The 14,652-nt window shown below is 45.7% G+C and carries 20 protein-coding genes; 16 read left to right on the top strand and 4 right to left on the bottom strand.

Annotated elements, in window-relative coordinates:
- Positions 1 to 26 precede the first annotated feature (26 nt).
- Positions 27 to 725 (bottom strand): Sir2 family NAD+-dependent deacetylase, encoded by a 699-nt coding sequence (gene cobB / locus QNI24_RS10465; RefSeq protein ID WP_267176996.1) that lies wholly within the window; start codon positions 723 to 725, stop codon positions 27 to 29.
- Complete coding sequence (locus tag QNI24_RS10460; protein ID WP_267176995.1) at positions 715 to 1,104, bottom strand: GFA family protein; 390 nt, start codon at positions 1,102 to 1,104, stop codon at positions 715 to 717. The genes cobB and QNI24_RS10460 overlap by 11 nt, the downstream gene beginning before the upstream one ends.
- Before the next feature lie 203 nt (positions 1,105 to 1,307).
- Between QNI24_RS10460 and ccmA the strand changes: the two genes are divergently transcribed.
- The 11 genes from ccmA to QNI24_RS10405 all read left to right on the top strand — a co-directional run bounded on the left by ccmA (position 1,308) and on the right by QNI24_RS10405 (position 9,462).
- Positions 1,308 to 1,946, top strand: a complete 639-nt coding sequence (gene ccmA, locus QNI24_RS10455) for a heme ABC exporter ATP-binding protein CcmA (protein WP_267176994.1) — start codon at positions 1,308 to 1,310, stop codon at positions 1,944 to 1,946.
- Complete coding sequence (gene ccmB / locus QNI24_RS10450; RefSeq protein ID WP_267176993.1) at positions 1,943 to 2,608, top strand: heme exporter protein CcmB; 666 nt, start codon at positions 1,943 to 1,945, stop codon at positions 2,606 to 2,608. The genes ccmA and ccmB overlap by 4 nt, the downstream gene beginning before the upstream one ends.
- A gap of 12 nt (positions 2,609 to 2,620) precedes the next feature.
- Positions 2,621 to 3,391: a heme ABC transporter permease CcmC gene (ccmC, locus tag QNI24_RS10445; RefSeq protein WP_267176992.1), complete on the top strand. Its 771-nt coding sequence runs from the start codon at positions 2,621 to 2,623 to the stop codon at positions 3,389 to 3,391.
- Positions 3,388 to 3,543, top strand: coding sequence for a heme exporter protein CcmD (gene ccmD, locus QNI24_RS10440; RefSeq protein ID WP_267176991.1), 156 nt, complete (start codon positions 3,388 to 3,390; stop codon positions 3,541 to 3,543). The genes ccmC and ccmD overlap by 4 nt, the downstream gene beginning before the upstream one ends.
- A complete protein-coding gene (gene ccmE, locus QNI24_RS10435) occupies positions 3,540 to 4,010 on the top strand; it encodes a cytochrome c maturation protein CcmE (RefSeq protein ID WP_267176990.1) in 471 nt (156 codons plus the stop codon). Before ccmD ends, ccmE begins: the two co-directional genes overlap by 4 nt.
- 2 nt (positions 4,011 to 4,012) lie before the next feature.
- Entirely contained in the window at positions 4,013 to 5,956 is a 1,944-nt protein-coding gene (locus QNI24_RS10430; protein ID WP_267176989.1) for a heme lyase CcmF/NrfE family subunit, read from the top strand.
- Positions 5,953 to 6,483, top strand: a complete 531-nt coding sequence (locus tag QNI24_RS10425; protein ID WP_267176988.1) for a DsbE family thiol:disulfide interchange protein — start codon at positions 5,953 to 5,955, stop codon at positions 6,481 to 6,483. The genes QNI24_RS10430 and QNI24_RS10425 overlap by 4 nt, the downstream gene beginning before the upstream one ends.
- Positions 6,480 to 6,866, top strand: coding sequence for a cytochrome c-type biogenesis protein (locus tag QNI24_RS10420; RefSeq protein WP_267176987.1), 387 nt, complete (start codon positions 6,480 to 6,482; stop codon positions 6,864 to 6,866). Before QNI24_RS10425 ends, QNI24_RS10420 begins: the two co-directional genes overlap by 4 nt.
- Entirely contained in the window at positions 6,859 to 7,995 is a 1,137-nt protein-coding gene (locus QNI24_RS10415; protein WP_267176986.1) for a tetratricopeptide repeat protein, read from the top strand. The genes QNI24_RS10420 and QNI24_RS10415 overlap by 8 nt, the downstream gene beginning before the upstream one ends.
- Before the next feature lies 1 nt (position 7,996).
- The gene (locus QNI24_RS10410) at positions 7,997 to 8,941 is read left to right on the top strand and encodes an isopenicillin N synthase family dioxygenase (RefSeq protein ID WP_267176985.1); all 945 of its coding nucleotides are present in this window, start codon (positions 7,997 to 7,999) and stop codon (positions 8,939 to 8,941) included.
- A 158-nt stretch (positions 8,942 to 9,099) separates the two neighbouring features.
- Positions 9,100 to 9,462 carry a response regulator gene (locus tag QNI24_RS10405; RefSeq protein ID WP_267176984.1) on the top strand — a complete coding sequence of 121 codons (363 nt, stop codon included), beginning with the start codon at positions 9,100 to 9,102 and terminating at the stop codon, positions 9,460 to 9,462.
- Positions 9,463 to 9,497: 35 nt separating this feature from the next.
- Here the strand turns inward: QNI24_RS10405 and orn are convergent, their stop codons facing one another.
- Positions 9,498 to 10,076, bottom strand: coding sequence for an oligoribonuclease (orn, locus tag QNI24_RS10400; protein ID WP_267176983.1), 579 nt, complete (start codon positions 10,074 to 10,076; stop codon positions 9,498 to 9,500).
- A gap of 100 nt (positions 10,077 to 10,176) precedes the next feature.
- On the opposite strand from orn, the gene rsgA reads away from it, so the two are divergent.
- The 5 genes from rsgA (at position 10,177) to QNI24_RS10375 (ending at position 13,542) form a co-directional block, all read left to right on the top strand.
- The gene (gene rsgA / locus QNI24_RS10395) at positions 10,177 to 11,055 is read left to right on the top strand and encodes a ribosome small subunit-dependent GTPase A (protein WP_267176982.1); all 879 of its coding nucleotides are present in this window, start codon (positions 10,177 to 10,179) and stop codon (positions 11,053 to 11,055) included.
- Positions 11,056 to 11,069: 14 nt separating this feature from the next.
- The gene (locus QNI24_RS10390) at positions 11,070 to 11,639 is read left to right on the top strand and encodes an NUDIX hydrolase (protein WP_267176981.1); all 570 of its coding nucleotides are present in this window, start codon (positions 11,070 to 11,072) and stop codon (positions 11,637 to 11,639) included.
- Positions 11,636 to 11,854, top strand: a complete 219-nt coding sequence (locus QNI24_RS10385) for an RNA-binding S4 domain-containing protein (RefSeq protein WP_267176980.1) — start codon at positions 11,636 to 11,638, stop codon at positions 11,852 to 11,854. The genes QNI24_RS10390 and QNI24_RS10385 overlap by 4 nt, the downstream gene beginning before the upstream one ends.
- Before the next feature lie 10 nt (positions 11,855 to 11,864).
- On the top strand, positions 11,865 to 12,773 hold the full coding sequence (locus QNI24_RS10380; protein WP_267176979.1) for a histone deacetylase family protein: 909 nt from the start codon (positions 11,865 to 11,867) through the stop codon (positions 12,771 to 12,773).
- Positions 12,774 to 12,858: 85 nt separating this feature from the next.
- Positions 12,859 to 13,542 carry a spondin domain-containing protein gene (locus QNI24_RS10375; RefSeq protein ID WP_267176978.1) on the top strand — a complete coding sequence of 228 codons (684 nt, stop codon included), beginning with the start codon at positions 12,859 to 12,861 and terminating at the stop codon, positions 13,540 to 13,542.
- Here the strand turns inward: QNI24_RS10375 and QNI24_RS10370 are convergent.
- A complete protein-coding gene (locus tag QNI24_RS10370) occupies positions 13,526 to 14,635 on the bottom strand; it encodes an ADP-ribosylglycohydrolase family protein (RefSeq protein WP_267176977.1) in 1,110 nt (369 codons plus the stop codon). The genes QNI24_RS10375 and QNI24_RS10370 overlap by 17 nt on opposite strands.
- Positions 14,636 to 14,652 lie beyond the last annotated feature (17 nt).

The raw sequence follows: 14,652 nt of genomic DNA, 5'->3' as shown, positions 1-14,652 counted from the left end.
GTATTAACGTCATTAATTTATTTTAATTACATGAATGGCGCAAAGAATGCCGGCACTATTTCACTGGCTGGACCATGAATGGACTGTTTGAATTGGTTATTTTGATCACTGGGCTCTAGATTAAGCTCGACCGTATGGGCACCTGACTGATTGGCCACTTCAACAAAGCCAGCTGCCGGATAGACTGAACCAGAAGTTCCGATTGAAACAAATAAATCACACTGCATCAAAGCGCTCATGATGGTGTCCATGTACAGCGGCATTTCGCCAAACCACACGATATGAGGTCGCAATGAACCCTTTGACTGACATGACTCACAAACATCCTCCGCATCCAAATCACCGGTAATTGGGTGTATCTGATGACATTGAACACAGCGCTTTTTCAACAGTTCGCCATGCATGTGTAACAGCTGTTTACTGCCAGCCCTTTCGTGCAAGTCATCCACATTTTGTGTGACCAGCAAAAACGACTTGAAATGATTTTCCGCTGTCGCCAAAGCCATATGCGCTGGATTAGGACTGACTGTTTTCAACGAGGCCCTGCGCATGTTATAAAAGCGTTGCACCAATTCTGGGTCGCGGTCAAAAGCCTCAGGTGTGGCCACATCTTCCACCCGATGGTTTTCCCACAAGCCATCATTATCGCGAAAAGTCGATAAGCCACTCTCAGCCGAAGTGCCAGCACCGGTTAAAACCACCACCTTGTTGAATTCAGTGCTCATTCTGTGGCACTCCGTCGTTGATTTCATAATAACTGCCCTTCTCAGCAACAAAAATATGTAACTCTAACTGTTTTTTTGTATCACTATCAAAAGCACCCATGGCCACGCCCAACCAGTCATGTTTGACTTGATCAGTTGGATCAAAAAATAATGAGGAACCACATTGACCACAGAAACCACGCCTGACTTTCTCAGACGAATGGTACCACTTCAGTGTGGCCTTCGATTGCATCACCAATGCTGAGCGCTTGACCTCTACACTGGGCAAAAAGTGACCGGTCCATTTCCGGCATTGAACACAGTGACATGCGTCTGCCCGACCTAACGATCCTTCAATGCTGAATTTAATGGCGCCACAAAGGCAAGAACCTTGATACATGCTATGTTCTCCTTATTCTTTGCTTGAGTTTAATACAAAGAATTCCATCACTGCAACACCTGCCTCGGGCTGCACTGAACTCACCACTTGATTCAGGTCAATGAAATGCACTGAAAGACCCAGCAAAATGCCTGTTATTGTTTACTTTCAACGCCATTTTTAATAAAATTAAGGACATAATCAAACTGTCCTAACCTAACCCTTTGACCACACTCAACTTACAAGTCAAGCATGTTCAGTGCCAGCGTTCAGGCGAGCCTTTGTTTGCACCGATATCTTTGCATCTGCGACCGGGTGAACTGGCCGTAGTAGCAGGACCCAATGGCTCCGGCAAAACCACCTTGATGGAAGCCATAGCGGGTCTGGGGCTTTTGGCTGAAGGCAGCATCCAATTCAATGATGCTGATGTTGATGAACAGTGGTTGTATCACAGTCATTATTTAGGTCACAAACTGGGCAACAAAGGCAACTTAACCTGCGAGGAAAATTTGCGTTTCGTTTGTCACATCAATCAAATCCAAGCCACAAACCAAGAGATTGAGCAAGTGTTGGACCAAGTCGGTTTGTCTGGTTACGATTACCATTTTGCCAGTGATTTGTCGGCTGGACAAAAAAAACGCTTGGCACTGGGACGTTTGTTGTTGTTAAAAAAAACCTATTGGCTGCTCGATGAACCCTTTGTTAACTTAGATCAAGCCGGTTGTGAATGGCTGTATCAGACCATCAAATACCACATCGACCATGATGGGGCAGTATTACTCACCGCGCATGATCAAAAAAAGATTCACCAACTGGCTGACCACCATGTCACCCTCTGCGAACCGGAAGAGGCAATATCATGATGCCATTTTGGGCTTTGTTCAAAAGAGACGTCTTGGTGGCATGGCGACGCAAAGCCAATGTTTACCAACCACTGGTTTTTCAATTATTGATCGTCACTATGTTCCCGTTGGGCTTAGGCGCAGGTGCTGCAACTTTGACTAAAATCGCGCCAGCAGTGGTTTGGATATTGGCACTGCTCAGCACCCTAATTACTTTAGAGAACATCTTCAAGGACGATTATGAAGATGGCAGTTTAGCTGTTTATGCGCTCTCAGGAATGAATTTACCGCTGGCTGTGATCAGTAAAGCTGCTGCGCACTGGTGCACCACAGGCATACCGGTCATTTTATTTGCACCAGTAATTGGCATGTTATTGCATTTACCAACACATGCATATGCTGTTTTGCTGTTGTCATTGACCATTGCAACCCCCATATTCAGCCTGTTAGGCACGGTTGGCTCGGCGCTGATAATGAACATCAAAAGCGGTGGTATGTTGTTGAGTGTATTGATTATGCCATTGTTGGCACCCGTACTGATTTTTGGCGCAGGTGCGGTGTTGGAAACTGCTTTGAGCAATTCAGCTTCAACCCACCTGATGTTACTCAGTGGGTCATTGGTGCTGTGTTTGACTTTGGCGCCATTGGCAGCTGCGGCTGCCATTAAAATTAACCTTGAATAGTGAAAACATAAAATGAATCGCATTGTTAAGTTTTATCATGAAATGGGCTCTCCACCGAGCTTTTACCGCATCACCCAGCATTGGTTGATGCCGATGTTGTTGTTGGCCTTGGGCTTGACAGCTTACGGCTTGATTGAAGGTTTATTTTTTGCCCCGAAAGATTACCAACAAGGAGATTCTTACCGCATCATTTTTGTGCATGTTCCCGCTGCCTGGATGAGCATGTTCATTTATGCCATCATAGGTATTTGTGGCATCATTACCTTTGTCTGGCGCATGAAAGTGGCTGAAGCGGTGATGATGGCCAGTGTACCAATCGGCGCCCTATTCACAGCCGTCACCTTACTCACTGGCATGCTGTGGGGCAAACCCATGTGGGGTACCTACTGGGACTGGGATGCGCGCATGACCTCACAACTGATTCTGTTGTTTTTATACATTGGTGTGGCTGGCATGTATGCAGCCTATGAAGAAGATCCCCGCAAAGCAGCGCGTTTGGCAGCTTTGGTGGCCATCATAGGTTTGGTTAATCTACCGATCATTCGCTATTCAGTGTATTGGTGGACCAGCATCCACCAAACATCCTCCATCACTTTAACCGGTGGCTCCGAGGGCATCCACTCGTGGGACATGCTCAGACCACTGTTGGTGATGGCATTGGCAACAAAATTTTATTACATCTATTCCATGCTGACCCGCGCCCATACCTACCTGCTGAAAACAGAAGCCAAGAAACAATGGGTGGCACAAGCGGTGAGTAAAAAATCAGGAGCAAAACCATGATGGAATTATTTGATATGGGCAAGTACGACTTTTTCGTGTGGGGATCCATAGGCGTATTTGTGGTGGCTTTGGTGCTAGATTTAAGCACCGCCAAAAGTAGCCAAAAACAAGTGATCAAACAAATAAAAGCTAAAATTCGGAGAAAACAATGACCCCCACCCGCAAGAAAAGATTGATATTGGTGCTGATGGTTGCTTTAGGCGTCTCAGTGGCAGTGGCCATATTCTTGACCGCTTTCAGAGACAACATCATGTTCTTTAAAAGCCCAACTGAAGTGGCAGCACAGGATTACCCTGAAAACCGCAACTTCAGACTCGGCGGCATGGTCAAGGATGGCAGCATGAGCCGCATCCCAAATAGCTTGAAAGTACAATTTGTGGTAACCGATTTTGCTGAGGAAGTGAAAGTTGAATTTGAAGGCATATTGCCTGATTTGTTCAGAGAAGGCCAAGGTGTGGTGACCATCGGCAAAATGCGCAACGATGATTTATTTGTGGCTGAAGAAGTACTGGCCAAACACGATGAAAACTACATGCCGCCTGAGGTGGCAGATGCCCTAGAGGCTGCCAAGAAACAACAATCAAACTACGGCAATTACAAACAAGAGGAGTCTGAATAATCATGTTGGCATCTATTGGACAGTTCTTATTGATTCTCTCTTTTGTGGTCGCCACCGTTCTGATGCTGGTGCCGATGGCAGGGTATTTCAAAAACAATGACAGCATGATGCGCACCGCCCGACCGTTGTCGTATTTGTTGTTCGCTATCACCCTGGCTTGTTTCTTGATATTAGTCAGCTTGTTTGTGATGCAAGACTTTTCAGTCACCTACGTGTGGCAACACTCCAGTCTAGAATTGCCGCTGCGCTATCGCATCACTGCCACATGGGGCGCACACGAAGGTTCAGTCTTGATGTGGGTTACAGTACAAGCACTGTGGATTGCGGCTGTGGCTAAATACTCGCGTTCATTGACCTTGAGCCAAGTTTCTAGGGTGTTATCGGTGCTCGGCATCATCGCCACTGGTTTCATCGCATTTGTGTTGTTTGCATCAAACCCCTTTGAAATCACCAACCCAGCGCCACTGGATGGGCGTGACTTAAACCCTTTGTTACAAGACTTTGGCATGATCATTCATCCGCCCTTGTTGTATTTTGGTTATGTGGGTTTATCGGTTGCTTTTGCGTTGGCTGTTTCGGCCTTGATTGGTGGCCAAATTGATGAAAAATGGATACGCTGGTCAAGACGCTGGACCAACATCGCTTGGGCCTTTCTGACCATTGGTATCGTACTGGGCAGTTGGTGGGCCTATTATGAGCTGGGCTGGGGCGGATGGTGGTTCTGGGACCCAGTAGAAAACGCATCTTTCCTGCCTTGGCTGGCTGGTACTGCTTTGATTCATGTCCAAGCCGTCAGTGAACGAAAGAATGCATTTCGAGGGTGGACTGTGCTGTTGGCCATCATCGCCTTCAGTTTATGTGTATTAGGCACCTTCTTGGTTCGTTCCGGCAGCATCACTTCCGTGCACTCCTTTGCCGCTGACCCTTTCCGTGGTATCTTTATCCTGGTGTTATTGGGCATTTATGCCGGTGGTGCGCTGACTTTGTATGCCCTGCGCGTGAATCAGTTGCGCTCTAAAGATGCCATTAATCTGGAATCCAGAGAAACCATGTTGCTGGCCAATTCAGTGATCTTCATCACGTCGACTTTTACCATTTTGCTGGGCACCCTGTTCCCGATGATTTTCGAAGCCTTCGGTAAGAAAATTTCAGTCGGTGAACCGTATTTTGGTTTGATGTTCTTCTTACTGATGATACCCATGGCCGTGTTGTTGCCGTTGGGTGCACAAATGAAATGGCACAAAGATCAATTCAGTGCGGCAGTGAGACAGCTGATGCCCCACTTCTTCATTGCAGCGGCATTAACAGTGGTTACCTACTGGCTGGTTGGCGGTATGAATGTTCGCGCCACGGCCGGTGTGTTTGGTGGTTTATGGATTGTTTCCACCTCGATTGCCCAAGTGGTCAAATTCCCAGGCAAACTCAATGCCGGCTTTGTTGGTATGACCGTGGCTCATTTGGGCGTTGGATTGTTTCTTTTCGCGATGTCTATGACCGAGCACAAAGACATTGAGAAAGACGTTTTATTGATGCCTGGCCAAACCACCCAAGTGGCCGGCTATGACTTCACTTTCAATGGCGTCAAACAAGTCAAAATAGAGAATTACCAAGCACAACAAGGCTCAATTCTGGTCAGTCAAAACGGTCAAGAGATTGTTGAATTGAACCCGCAAAAACGCTTTTACCCGAAACAACAACAGCCCATGACCGAAGCCGATATCTACCCCATGGTGATGCGCGACATTTACGTTTCGATGGGCGAACAAATCACCGATGACGGCGGCTGGGCCGTGCGGATTTACATCAAACCCATGATTCGTTGGATGTGGTTCGGTGCCCTGATGATGATGGCTGGAGCGGTGATTGCTTTGTTCTCTAAACGCAGCAAAAGACAAGAACATCAACAAGTCAACCAAGTGATGCAAGAGAGGCTAGAAATATCATGAAGAAAGCATTGATTGCACTGATTCCATTGGCTGTATTTTTCAGTCTGATTGCTTTGCTTTACATCAACATGGGCAACCACTCAGAAGTACTGCCTTCGCCTTTGATTGGTAAACCGGTGCCTGAATTTGAGCACCAGACTTTATATTCAAAAGAAACCCTCACCCAAGCTGATTTCATCGGTGAACCTTGGTTACTGAATGTTTTTGGCAGTTGGTGTCCCAGTTGCCAGGTGGAACATCCTTTGGTTGCTGCACTGGCCAATACCGGAAAAATTAAAGTGGTTGGCTTAAACTGGAAAGATGAGGAACAGGATGCCAAAGCTTGGTTACAAAAATGGGGCGACCCATACCATGAAGTTTTGGTTGATTACGAGGGTGACACAGCCATTAACTTGGGTGTGTATGGTGCGCCGGAAACATTTTTAATCGATGCCCAAGGCATCATTCGCTATAAAATTGCTGGGGTTTTAACTTCACAAATCATCCGTGATGAATTGTTGCCCTTGATTGAAGAGGTGTCTTTATGATCAAAAAAATCAGCCTACTGCTCATGCTCATTGCTACTCCTGTATGGGCCATCGAGGTGTATGACTTTGAAACACCTGAACAAGAAGCACTGTACCAACAATTGGCCAAGGACTTGCGTTGTTTGGTTTGTCAAAACCAAAATCTGGCTGACTCAGAAGCTGGTCTGGCCAAAGATTTAAAAGACCAGGTGGCAGAGTTTGTGATGGCAGGTCAAGATGCCGAAACCATCAAACAATACATGATTGAACGATACGGTGATTTCGTGACCTACAATCCACCCATGAATCTGGGCACAGCCTTCTTGTGGTTTTCACCCTTGGTGGTTTTTCTGATTGGCTCATTGGTGTTGTTCCTTAACATCAGGAGAAAACAACATGACTGAATTTTTAATTTATTTGGGCATCACCCTGTTCAGCTTGTTGCTGTTTTACTGGTGGTACAAAAAAACCGATACCAAAGCAGAAAAGAAATGGTTGCTACAACAGCTTAATTCCGCCGAGTCTGAGGAACAGGTGAAATATGCCAACGCACTGAAATCACTGGAACAACAAAGCAAAGCCAGCCAAAAAGGCTTATCCACCACTCTGTGGATGGCTTTGATGATTGCACCGGCAACTTTTGCCATCGATTACATCTGGTTCCAAACCATTCCTCTGGATGAACGAATTTCTGTTGCTGATTTACAAAACAACCAACAAGAGCCGCCCGATTTGGCCACAGCCATCGCTCAGCTCGAGAGCAAATTAGCAGAAAATCCCAATGATTTAGAGGGTCAAATGCTTTACGGCATTGCCATGATGCAACTACAACGTTACGAAAATGCGGTGGGAGCCTACCGCAAAGCCAATGAAATAGAACCCAACAACGCCCACATATTGACCGAATTGGCTGAAGCCATTGCCTTCAAAAACAACACCGGTAGTTTTTTGGGTGAACCCGAACCTTTCTTGGAACAAGCCATCAGCATCAACCCCTCGCACCAAAAAGCCATGTGGTTGCAGGGCATTGTGCTTTATGAAAAACTTGAGTACGCCCAAGCGGAAGCCATTTGGTCAGAGCTGTTAGAACAGGTTGAGAGCCCTAACATCCGCCAAACCATCACCACTCAGATCAACCAAGCACGTGCTGCATTAGATAAACAGCCTTTGGATGAACTGATCAGTGCCCAATCACTTAATTATCTGGTGGTTATTGATGCCGATGAAGCAGTAAAACAAATTGATTTACCGCCAACTGCTAGAATATTTGTTTATGCCAAAGAACTCAATGGCATGCCCATGCCCATAGCAGCCACCCCCATCACCCAACCATTCAATTGGCCACTATCGGTGCGCCTGAGCGATCGCCAAAACTTGAATCCAGCACGCAAACTGAGTGACTTCGAACAAGTTGAATTCTCCGCCAAACTCAGCTTATCTGGTAATGCCACACCGAGCGCAGATGACATCAACAGTGATTTGGTTGTAGGTGATCAAGACTCAACAAACATCAAACTAACACTTGAGGAATAAGATGACGACAAACACCCGCCAAGTACCAGAACTAAACCTTGAAGATTACATCGCTGGTACCGATTTAGAAAAACAAAGATTTGTTGATAATTTTTTTGCTGGTCTCAAAGACTATGGGTTTATCGTTTTGAATCCTTATCAGTTTGATTTTGCATTGGTTGATGAATGTTATGCAGTGTTCAAGTCTTTCTTTCAGTTGCCGTTGGCCACCAAACAAAATTACAACATCCACGACGGCGGCAAACGCGGCTACGTACCACGCCTACAAGAACACGCCAAAAACAGCACCAACCCAGACTTAAAAGAATTCTGGCATGTGGGCCGTGAAGTCAATTCTGACCATCATTTGGCCAAAGAATACCCGAATAACTTATGGCCCAATGAAATACCAGGTTTCAAACAAAAAACCTATGCGCTTTATGAACAGCTTGACCAAACGGCTTTGGTGATGTTTCGCTCATTAGCCACCGCCTTGGATGTACCGAAAGATTATTTTGAAAAACTAACGCATGATGGTAATTCAATCTTAAGGGCCATTCACTACCCGCCGATGAAAGACTTTGAGTTACCCGGCTCGGTTCGCGCTGCAGCCCATGAAGACATCAACCTAATCACGCTTTTGGTGGGCGCCACGGACAGTGGTTTGGAACTGCTTGATCGTGACGGACAATGGCTGGCTGTGGACAGTACCCCTGGCCAAATCGTAGTTGATTCAGGTGACATGTTATCGCGCATTGCCAACGAAGTGATTCCAGCCACCACTCACCGTGTAGTTAACCCCAGTGATGACACATCTGATCGATACTCAATGCCGTTTTTCTGTCACCCCCACCCAGATGCGGTGCTCAGTTGCATCCCATCGTGTGAAGGCCAAGGTGCTAAGTACCCTGACATCACGGCACGTGACTTCCTCAATCAAAGACTGAAAGAAATTGGATTGAGTTAATCCATGAGCCAAATATTTAGTGACAAAATTTGTTGATGGGACGTTATTTTTAATACCAATGTTGAATTCCGCTGCCATTACCAGACAAATGGCACATTTTTTTGCATTTAACCGGATTATTCATTAAGATATTAAACAGTTAAAAAGATTGAAAAATTATGGCAAGAATATTAATTATTGATGATTCACCTTCTCAATTGTATGGCATGCAAAAGATTGTTGAAAAACTGGGTCATGAAACATTGCTGACTGAAGATGGCAAGGAAGGTATCCAAATAGCCAGAGAACAGTTGCCTGATTTGATTTTGATGGATGTGGTCATGCCTGACTTAAATGGTTTCCAAGCCACCAGAAAAATTTCAAAGGACGAACGCACGGCTCACATACCCATCATTATCGTTACCACTAAAAAATTGGAAACAGATCGTGTTTGGGGATTGCGTCAGGGCGCCAAAGAATATTTGGTTAAGCCAGTTACTGAGAAAGCACTGAAAGATGTTTTAAATAACCACCTTTCTTAAACTGTTTCTACAAAAACCTAAAAACCACCAGCCGGTTAAAACTCAGTCAGGCCTGGTGGTTTTTTTTGTCCGCTGATTTCACCCATGAATTGGCGGTAATACTGTAATTCCTTAATAGATTCTTGTACATCAGCCAAAGCCAAGTGCTGACCTGTCTTGGTAAAACCATCCAATAATTTTGGGTTCCAGCGTTTGATCAGTTCTTTGATTGAGCTGACATCAATTTGGCGGTAATGAAAATAATTTTCCAGTTTAGGCATTGATTTGGCTAAAAACCTGCGGTCCTGACAGATACTGTTACCACACATGGGCGACGCATGAATATCAACATGTTCCTGCAAAAACTCAATGGTTAATCTCTCGGCATCACGCACCGAAATATCCGAAGCCAATACCCTATCCCACAAACCAGAATCTGTGTGGTGTTCGGTGTTCCATTCATCCATAGCCAATAAAATCTTCTCATCCTGATGCACCGCCAGTTCAGGCCCCTCAGCTATGACTTCTAATTCTTGGTTAGTCACAATGGTGGCAATTTCAATGATGCGGTCTTTGATTGGGTCCAAGCCAGTCATTTCTAAGTCAATCCAAATTAAATTGGTTTTGTTGCTCATACAGATGTCCCTTGATGTAATTAATAATGTTTGGTCTATATTTTAACCGCTGATTCAGTGCATTGTTGGATAAAAGCACTATTTAAGTTACCATAGCAGCATGACAGAATTATACCGCGTGGCATCCACCCAAAAAACCACCGCGACACTTTTGAACAATGAAACCCATGAAAAATCTCATGCGTTTTTTGCCCGCAAACTGAAGCCGATTTGTGGTGACTTGGTTGAAGTCACTGAGAACAAAGCGGAATCCATCATCAACAAAATCAGTAAGAGGTTCAACACCTTCAGTCGGGCCGATAACAAAGGTCGCAAACAACACATCGCTGCCAACGTCGACCAGATCATGATTGTCATGGCCGTCAAACCAGAACCCACCCGTGACATCTTGAATCGCTATTTAGTCACCGCCGAACACGAAGGCATTGAGCCGATCTTGGTGTTCAACAAATCAGACATCGATTCACAGGTTTTCATTAACCTCATCAACCAATACGAACAGCTGGGTTATCAAGTTTTTAAAACCAGCAAACACGATACCGCATCAATTAACTGCATCAAACCGCTGTTAAAAGATAAAACCACAGTGATAGTGGGCCAATCGGGTGTGGGGAAATCATCGATCACGCGGGTGATGATGCCCGGTATTGAACTGAAAACCGGTAAATTATCAGATAAAACTGGCAAAGGCGCACACACCACCAGCGTCACACAGATGTATTACGATCAAGGGCTGAATGCCAACATCATTGACTCCCCCGGCGTCTGGGAATATGGCCTGTGGGACATGAGCGCTCATCAAGTGGCCAGTGGCTTTCGCGAATTTCAACAACATTTAGGCATGTGCAAATTCAGTAACTGCACCCACATCCATGAGCCACAATGTGCCATCATGCAGGCAGTCAAGGACAAAACCATCCGTGAAAACAGATACCAATCTTATTTACGCATCGTTGACAGTATGAAGTACTGGGGTTGAGGTAGAATAGCCCCATGAGTATTAAATTTTGTAACCAATGCGGCCATTCGGTCAAGTACCGAATCCCTGAGGGCGACGACAAGCCGCGCGCCAAATGCCAAAGCTGTGATTTCATCCAATATGAAAATCCTAAAATAGTTAATGCCTGTATCGTTGAACATGAAGGCAAAATATTACTGGGTAAACGCACCATCGAGCCTCGCAAAGGCTGTTGGAACGTGCCAGCAGGCTTTATGGAAAACGGTGAGGCCACACGCACTGGCGCCATCCGAGAAGTGAAAGAAGAAGTGCTGGCTGATTTAAAAAATGTGACCTTGTTTGGGGTCTATAACATCATTCAGCGCAATCAAGTTCATGTCTATTTCCGCGGTCAATTAGCCCATAATCATTACGGTGCAGGCGCAGAAACCTCGGAGGCGAAGTTTTTTGCACCCGAACACATCCCATGGGACGAGCTGGCCTTTCCGGTCGGTATCACTGCCTTAGAGCGATACATCAAAGAAATGAAAACCGGTGATTTTTCCATCAAAGAGGAAGACATCATTATCGATTACGATTTACTGAAACAATACGACATGCCATGAGCCAAATCATCATCATCAACAAAGAGCCCGTTGAGCTTTATAAAATTCTTAAATTTGAAGGACTGGTTGGCACCGGTGGCGAAGCCAAGATCGTTATCGATGAAGGACTGGTCAAAGTCAACGGCGCAGTGGAAACCCGTCGCCGCAATAAAATCAAAGACGGTTTCGTGATCGAATTCAACGGTGAAACCTACACCGTAAAACTACAACAATAGACATCACCCAATGACGTCTATTCCATTGGTGTACAGTCCGTTTTATTCGTACAGCTTCCCTGCCAATCACCGCTTCCCGATGAGCAAGTTTCATCACCTATACCAGTGCCTGGATGCACAAGGTGTGATCAAAAACAACAACGTATTCAGACCAGGTAGAGTCAAAGCTGAGGTGCTGGCATTGGCGCATGATGACGATTACATCAACCGCTTTGAAAATAACCTCCTGAGCACCAAAGAATTGCGCAAGATGGGCCTGCCTTGGAGCGAACCTTTGGTCAAAAGATCGATGATTTCACCCAACGGCACTTTGATGACTGGATCCATTGCCTTGAACCACGGCATTGCCTGTCACCTCGCCGGTGGCACCCACCATGCCAATTATGACCACGGTCGCGGTTATTGTATTTTTAATGATTTGGCAGTGGCCGCCAAATCATTGATTGCCCAAAACAAGGCCAAGCGCATACTCATCTTTGATTGTGATGTACACCAAGGCGATGGTACCGCATCTATACTGTCTGATGATGAACACATCTTTACCTGCTCGATTCATTGTGAGAAAAATTTTCCACACCACAAAGCCACCAGCGATTTAGACGTCGGCCTACCCAAAGGGATGAATGATGCTGAGTACCTAATCGTGGTCGAAGAAACCCTGTATCAGGCCATTCAGTTATCACAACCCGATCTGGTGTTTTATGATGCCGGTGTTGACATCTATGCCAATGACGGCTTGGGCTATTTGAATATCAGCACCGATGGCATCCTGGCTCGTGAACGGTTGGTCCTTTCAACACTGAAACAACACAACCTGCCAGTCGCCACAGTCATCGGTGGCGGATACGACAAGGACACCCCTGCACTGGCTAAAAGGCATGCATTGGTGTTTCAGGCCGCCCAAGAAATTTATAGCTAACGAATAAATTTTTGTGATTCTTTTGTGAGGATTTTCCTCGTGCTCATGTCCTATGATTGTACTTAATCTGATTTGAGTGAATTAAATGCTAACCAAAACCATTATCTTGACACTGTTTTTACTGCTGATTCAAAATGTTGTAGCACAAGAATATGCCGCCACATACAGGGTCACCTTCATCAGCGAGTGGAGCAGCGAATCCCACCCCACAGATTTCCCAATTGGTGCACATTTTTCAACTTGGGTTGGGGCCACTCATGACTCCCAAATTCAAATTTGGTCTCCTGACGAATTGGCAACTGCAGGAATCAAAGACGTTGCTGAATTTGGTTTTGTCGGCACACTTCGTAGCGAAGTCATCAGCCATATCAACAATGGTTTCGCTGAAAATTACTTGATTGAGTCAGATTTAGGTACCACAGGAATGACAAACATTGAATTCAATGTCAGTTACTCACATGCACAAGTCAGCTTGGTTTCCATGATTGCACCCAGTCCAGATTGGTTCGTCGGCGTCCATGGCATTGATTTATTGGACAACGAGGTTTGGGTAGAGGAAGCCATATATGATTTACAGCCTTATGATTCAGGCACAGACAGTGGCACCACCTATACCAGCAGTAATCAGATCACCAGTCCGGCCGAACCAATCTCTCGAATCACCACAGCGCCTTTAGATAATGGCGTGCCATTGGGCGCCTTATTATTCGAAAGATTATCAGTCACAGGCACATCACCCGATGTGGTGTTTATCAGTTCGTTTGATTGATTGAGAACAATTGCTCAACGCTTTGATTGATGCGCTTTTGATTCAAAAGCACGCCGTATGTGTCACCTAAATCCACAGGATTCGCCACCCCCAAAATAAAGCCCAAAACACTGCCACGGTGAACATTGTCACCACCCACGTTCACATTACTGATTAAAGCCGCCTTTGGGTCACGGTGGTATTTCAACGCCAAATACAGCACGGCCGGCCACGAGTCGCTGATGTAACAAGCGGTTGAATAAACCTGCCCCACCACATACTCATCGGCTAAACGGCTGACCTGCTCTGGTTGGATCTTCAGGGAGGTGTTGGTTTTGAAGGCCTCATATAAAATCCGCTCAACCGCGTCCACATCATCATTGTGGTACAAGGCCGCAATCAAATCCACATAACGGCTACAGACGCGCTTCAGGTTTTCATCCGGGTGCGTCAGTAGCAAGTGTTCGGTACTGAGCTTCTTGACCTCATCAACGTCACGCCCCTGATGCAGCAACAACAAAGCGAAAGGCCCTATCCTCACCAATCCACCCACTGAAGCTGTGTCATGTGTCACTGCGCCACAAGCATTGGGCGATTTACCAGCGGCGTAATTGGCAAAGAAGCCACGGTGATATGATTCAGCATAAGTATCAGGATGTTGCGGAGAATTTGCTGTCATGTTGTTGATATAAAGCTGTAAAAATTCAGCTTCATCATAAGCACCACCGTTATTGATGATCGACTGCAACAGCCACAATACAGTATAAGCATTCAGGGTATTCTCTCCTGCAGGCATGCCATGGTGGTAATGTACGTTGGCTTGGTTCCAATACCTGGCCTTGCCCTTTAGGATGACTTCTCCCACTATCTGCTTGTTTGCTTTCGCACTGCCTTTTCTTCCTCCGTGATTGGTGGAGTGCAGGTTCATTATGGACGAGGGATGGTTGGCGGGTGCCGCAACAAACTTATTAACACCATCTGGGAAGGCTTTATAAATATCAGCCACCCGATAATACCAATGCACTGGCATGGCTAAAGCATCCGCTATGAAGGTATTGCGTATCGCAGCTTGTGCTTTTTTTTGTATGTATGGGGTCTTTTTCTGGGTATTCATTCAGGTGGGTTACAATG

The organism is Marinicella marina (genome assembly GCF_030065545.1).
GTDB classification, from domain to species: Bacteria; Pseudomonadota; Gammaproteobacteria; order Xanthomonadales; family Marinicellaceae; genus Marinicella; species Marinicella marina.
The sequence above is the reverse complement of the archived record's forward strand: the minus strand, read 5'-3'. Positions and strand labels throughout refer to the sequence as shown.

What these genes read in the sequence shown, in the direction of transcription:
- cobB (WP_267176996.1), bottom strand. Translation starts at nt 725, where the DNA reads ATGAGCACTGAATTCAACAAGGTGGTGGTTTTAACCGGTGCTGGCACT.
- QNI24_RS10460 (WP_267176995.1), bottom strand. Translation starts at nt 1,104, where the DNA reads ATGTATCAAGGTTCTTGCCTTTGTGGCGCCATTAAATTCAGCATTGAA.
- ccmB (WP_267176993.1), top strand. Translation starts at nt 1,943, where the DNA reads ATGATGCCATTTTGGGCTTTGTTCAAAAGAGACGTCTTGGTGGCATGG.
- ccmC (WP_267176992.1), top strand. Translation starts at nt 2,621, where the DNA reads ATGAATCGCATTGTTAAGTTTTATCATGAAATGGGCTCTCCACCGAGC.
- ccmD (WP_267176991.1), top strand. Translation starts at nt 3,388, where the DNA reads ATGATGGAATTATTTGATATGGGCAAGTACGACTTTTTCGTGTGGGGA.
- ccmE (WP_267176990.1), top strand. Translation starts at nt 3,540, where the DNA reads ATGACCCCCACCCGCAAGAAAAGATTGATATTGGTGCTGATGGTTGCT.
- QNI24_RS10430 (WP_267176989.1), top strand. Translation starts at nt 4,013, where the DNA reads ATGTTGGCATCTATTGGACAGTTCTTATTGATTCTCTCTTTTGTGGTC.
- QNI24_RS10425 (WP_267176988.1), top strand. Translation starts at nt 5,953, where the DNA reads ATGAAGAAAGCATTGATTGCACTGATTCCATTGGCTGTATTTTTCAGT.
- QNI24_RS10420 (WP_267176987.1), top strand. Translation starts at nt 6,480, where the DNA reads ATGATCAAAAAAATCAGCCTACTGCTCATGCTCATTGCTACTCCTGTA.
- QNI24_RS10415 (WP_267176986.1), top strand. Translation starts at nt 6,859, where the DNA reads ATGACTGAATTTTTAATTTATTTGGGCATCACCCTGTTCAGCTTGTTG.
- QNI24_RS10410 (WP_267176985.1), top strand. Translation starts at nt 7,997, where the DNA reads ATGACGACAAACACCCGCCAAGTACCAGAACTAAACCTTGAAGATTAC.
- QNI24_RS10405 (WP_267176984.1), top strand. Translation starts at nt 9,100, where the DNA reads ATGGCAAGAATATTAATTATTGATGATTCACCTTCTCAATTGTATGGC.
- orn (WP_267176983.1), bottom strand. Translation starts at nt 10,076, where the DNA reads ATGAGCAACAAAACCAATTTAATTTGGATTGACTTAGAAATGACTGGC.
- rsgA (WP_267176982.1), top strand. Translation starts at nt 10,177, where the DNA reads ATGACAGAATTATACCGCGTGGCATCCACCCAAAAAACCACCGCGACA.
- QNI24_RS10390 (WP_267176981.1), top strand. Translation starts at nt 11,070, where the DNA reads ATGAGTATTAAATTTTGTAACCAATGCGGCCATTCGGTCAAGTACCGA.
- QNI24_RS10385 (WP_267176980.1), top strand. Translation starts at nt 11,636, where the DNA reads ATGAGCCAAATCATCATCATCAACAAAGAGCCCGTTGAGCTTTATAAA.
- QNI24_RS10380 (WP_267176979.1), top strand. Translation starts at nt 11,865, where the DNA reads ATGACGTCTATTCCATTGGTGTACAGTCCGTTTTATTCGTACAGCTTC.
- QNI24_RS10375 (WP_267176978.1), top strand. Translation starts at nt 12,859, where the DNA reads ATGCTAACCAAAACCATTATCTTGACACTGTTTTTACTGCTGATTCAA.
- QNI24_RS10370 (WP_267176977.1), bottom strand. Translation starts at nt 14,635, where the DNA reads ATGAATACCCAGAAAAAGACCCCATACATACAAAAAAAAGCACAAGCT.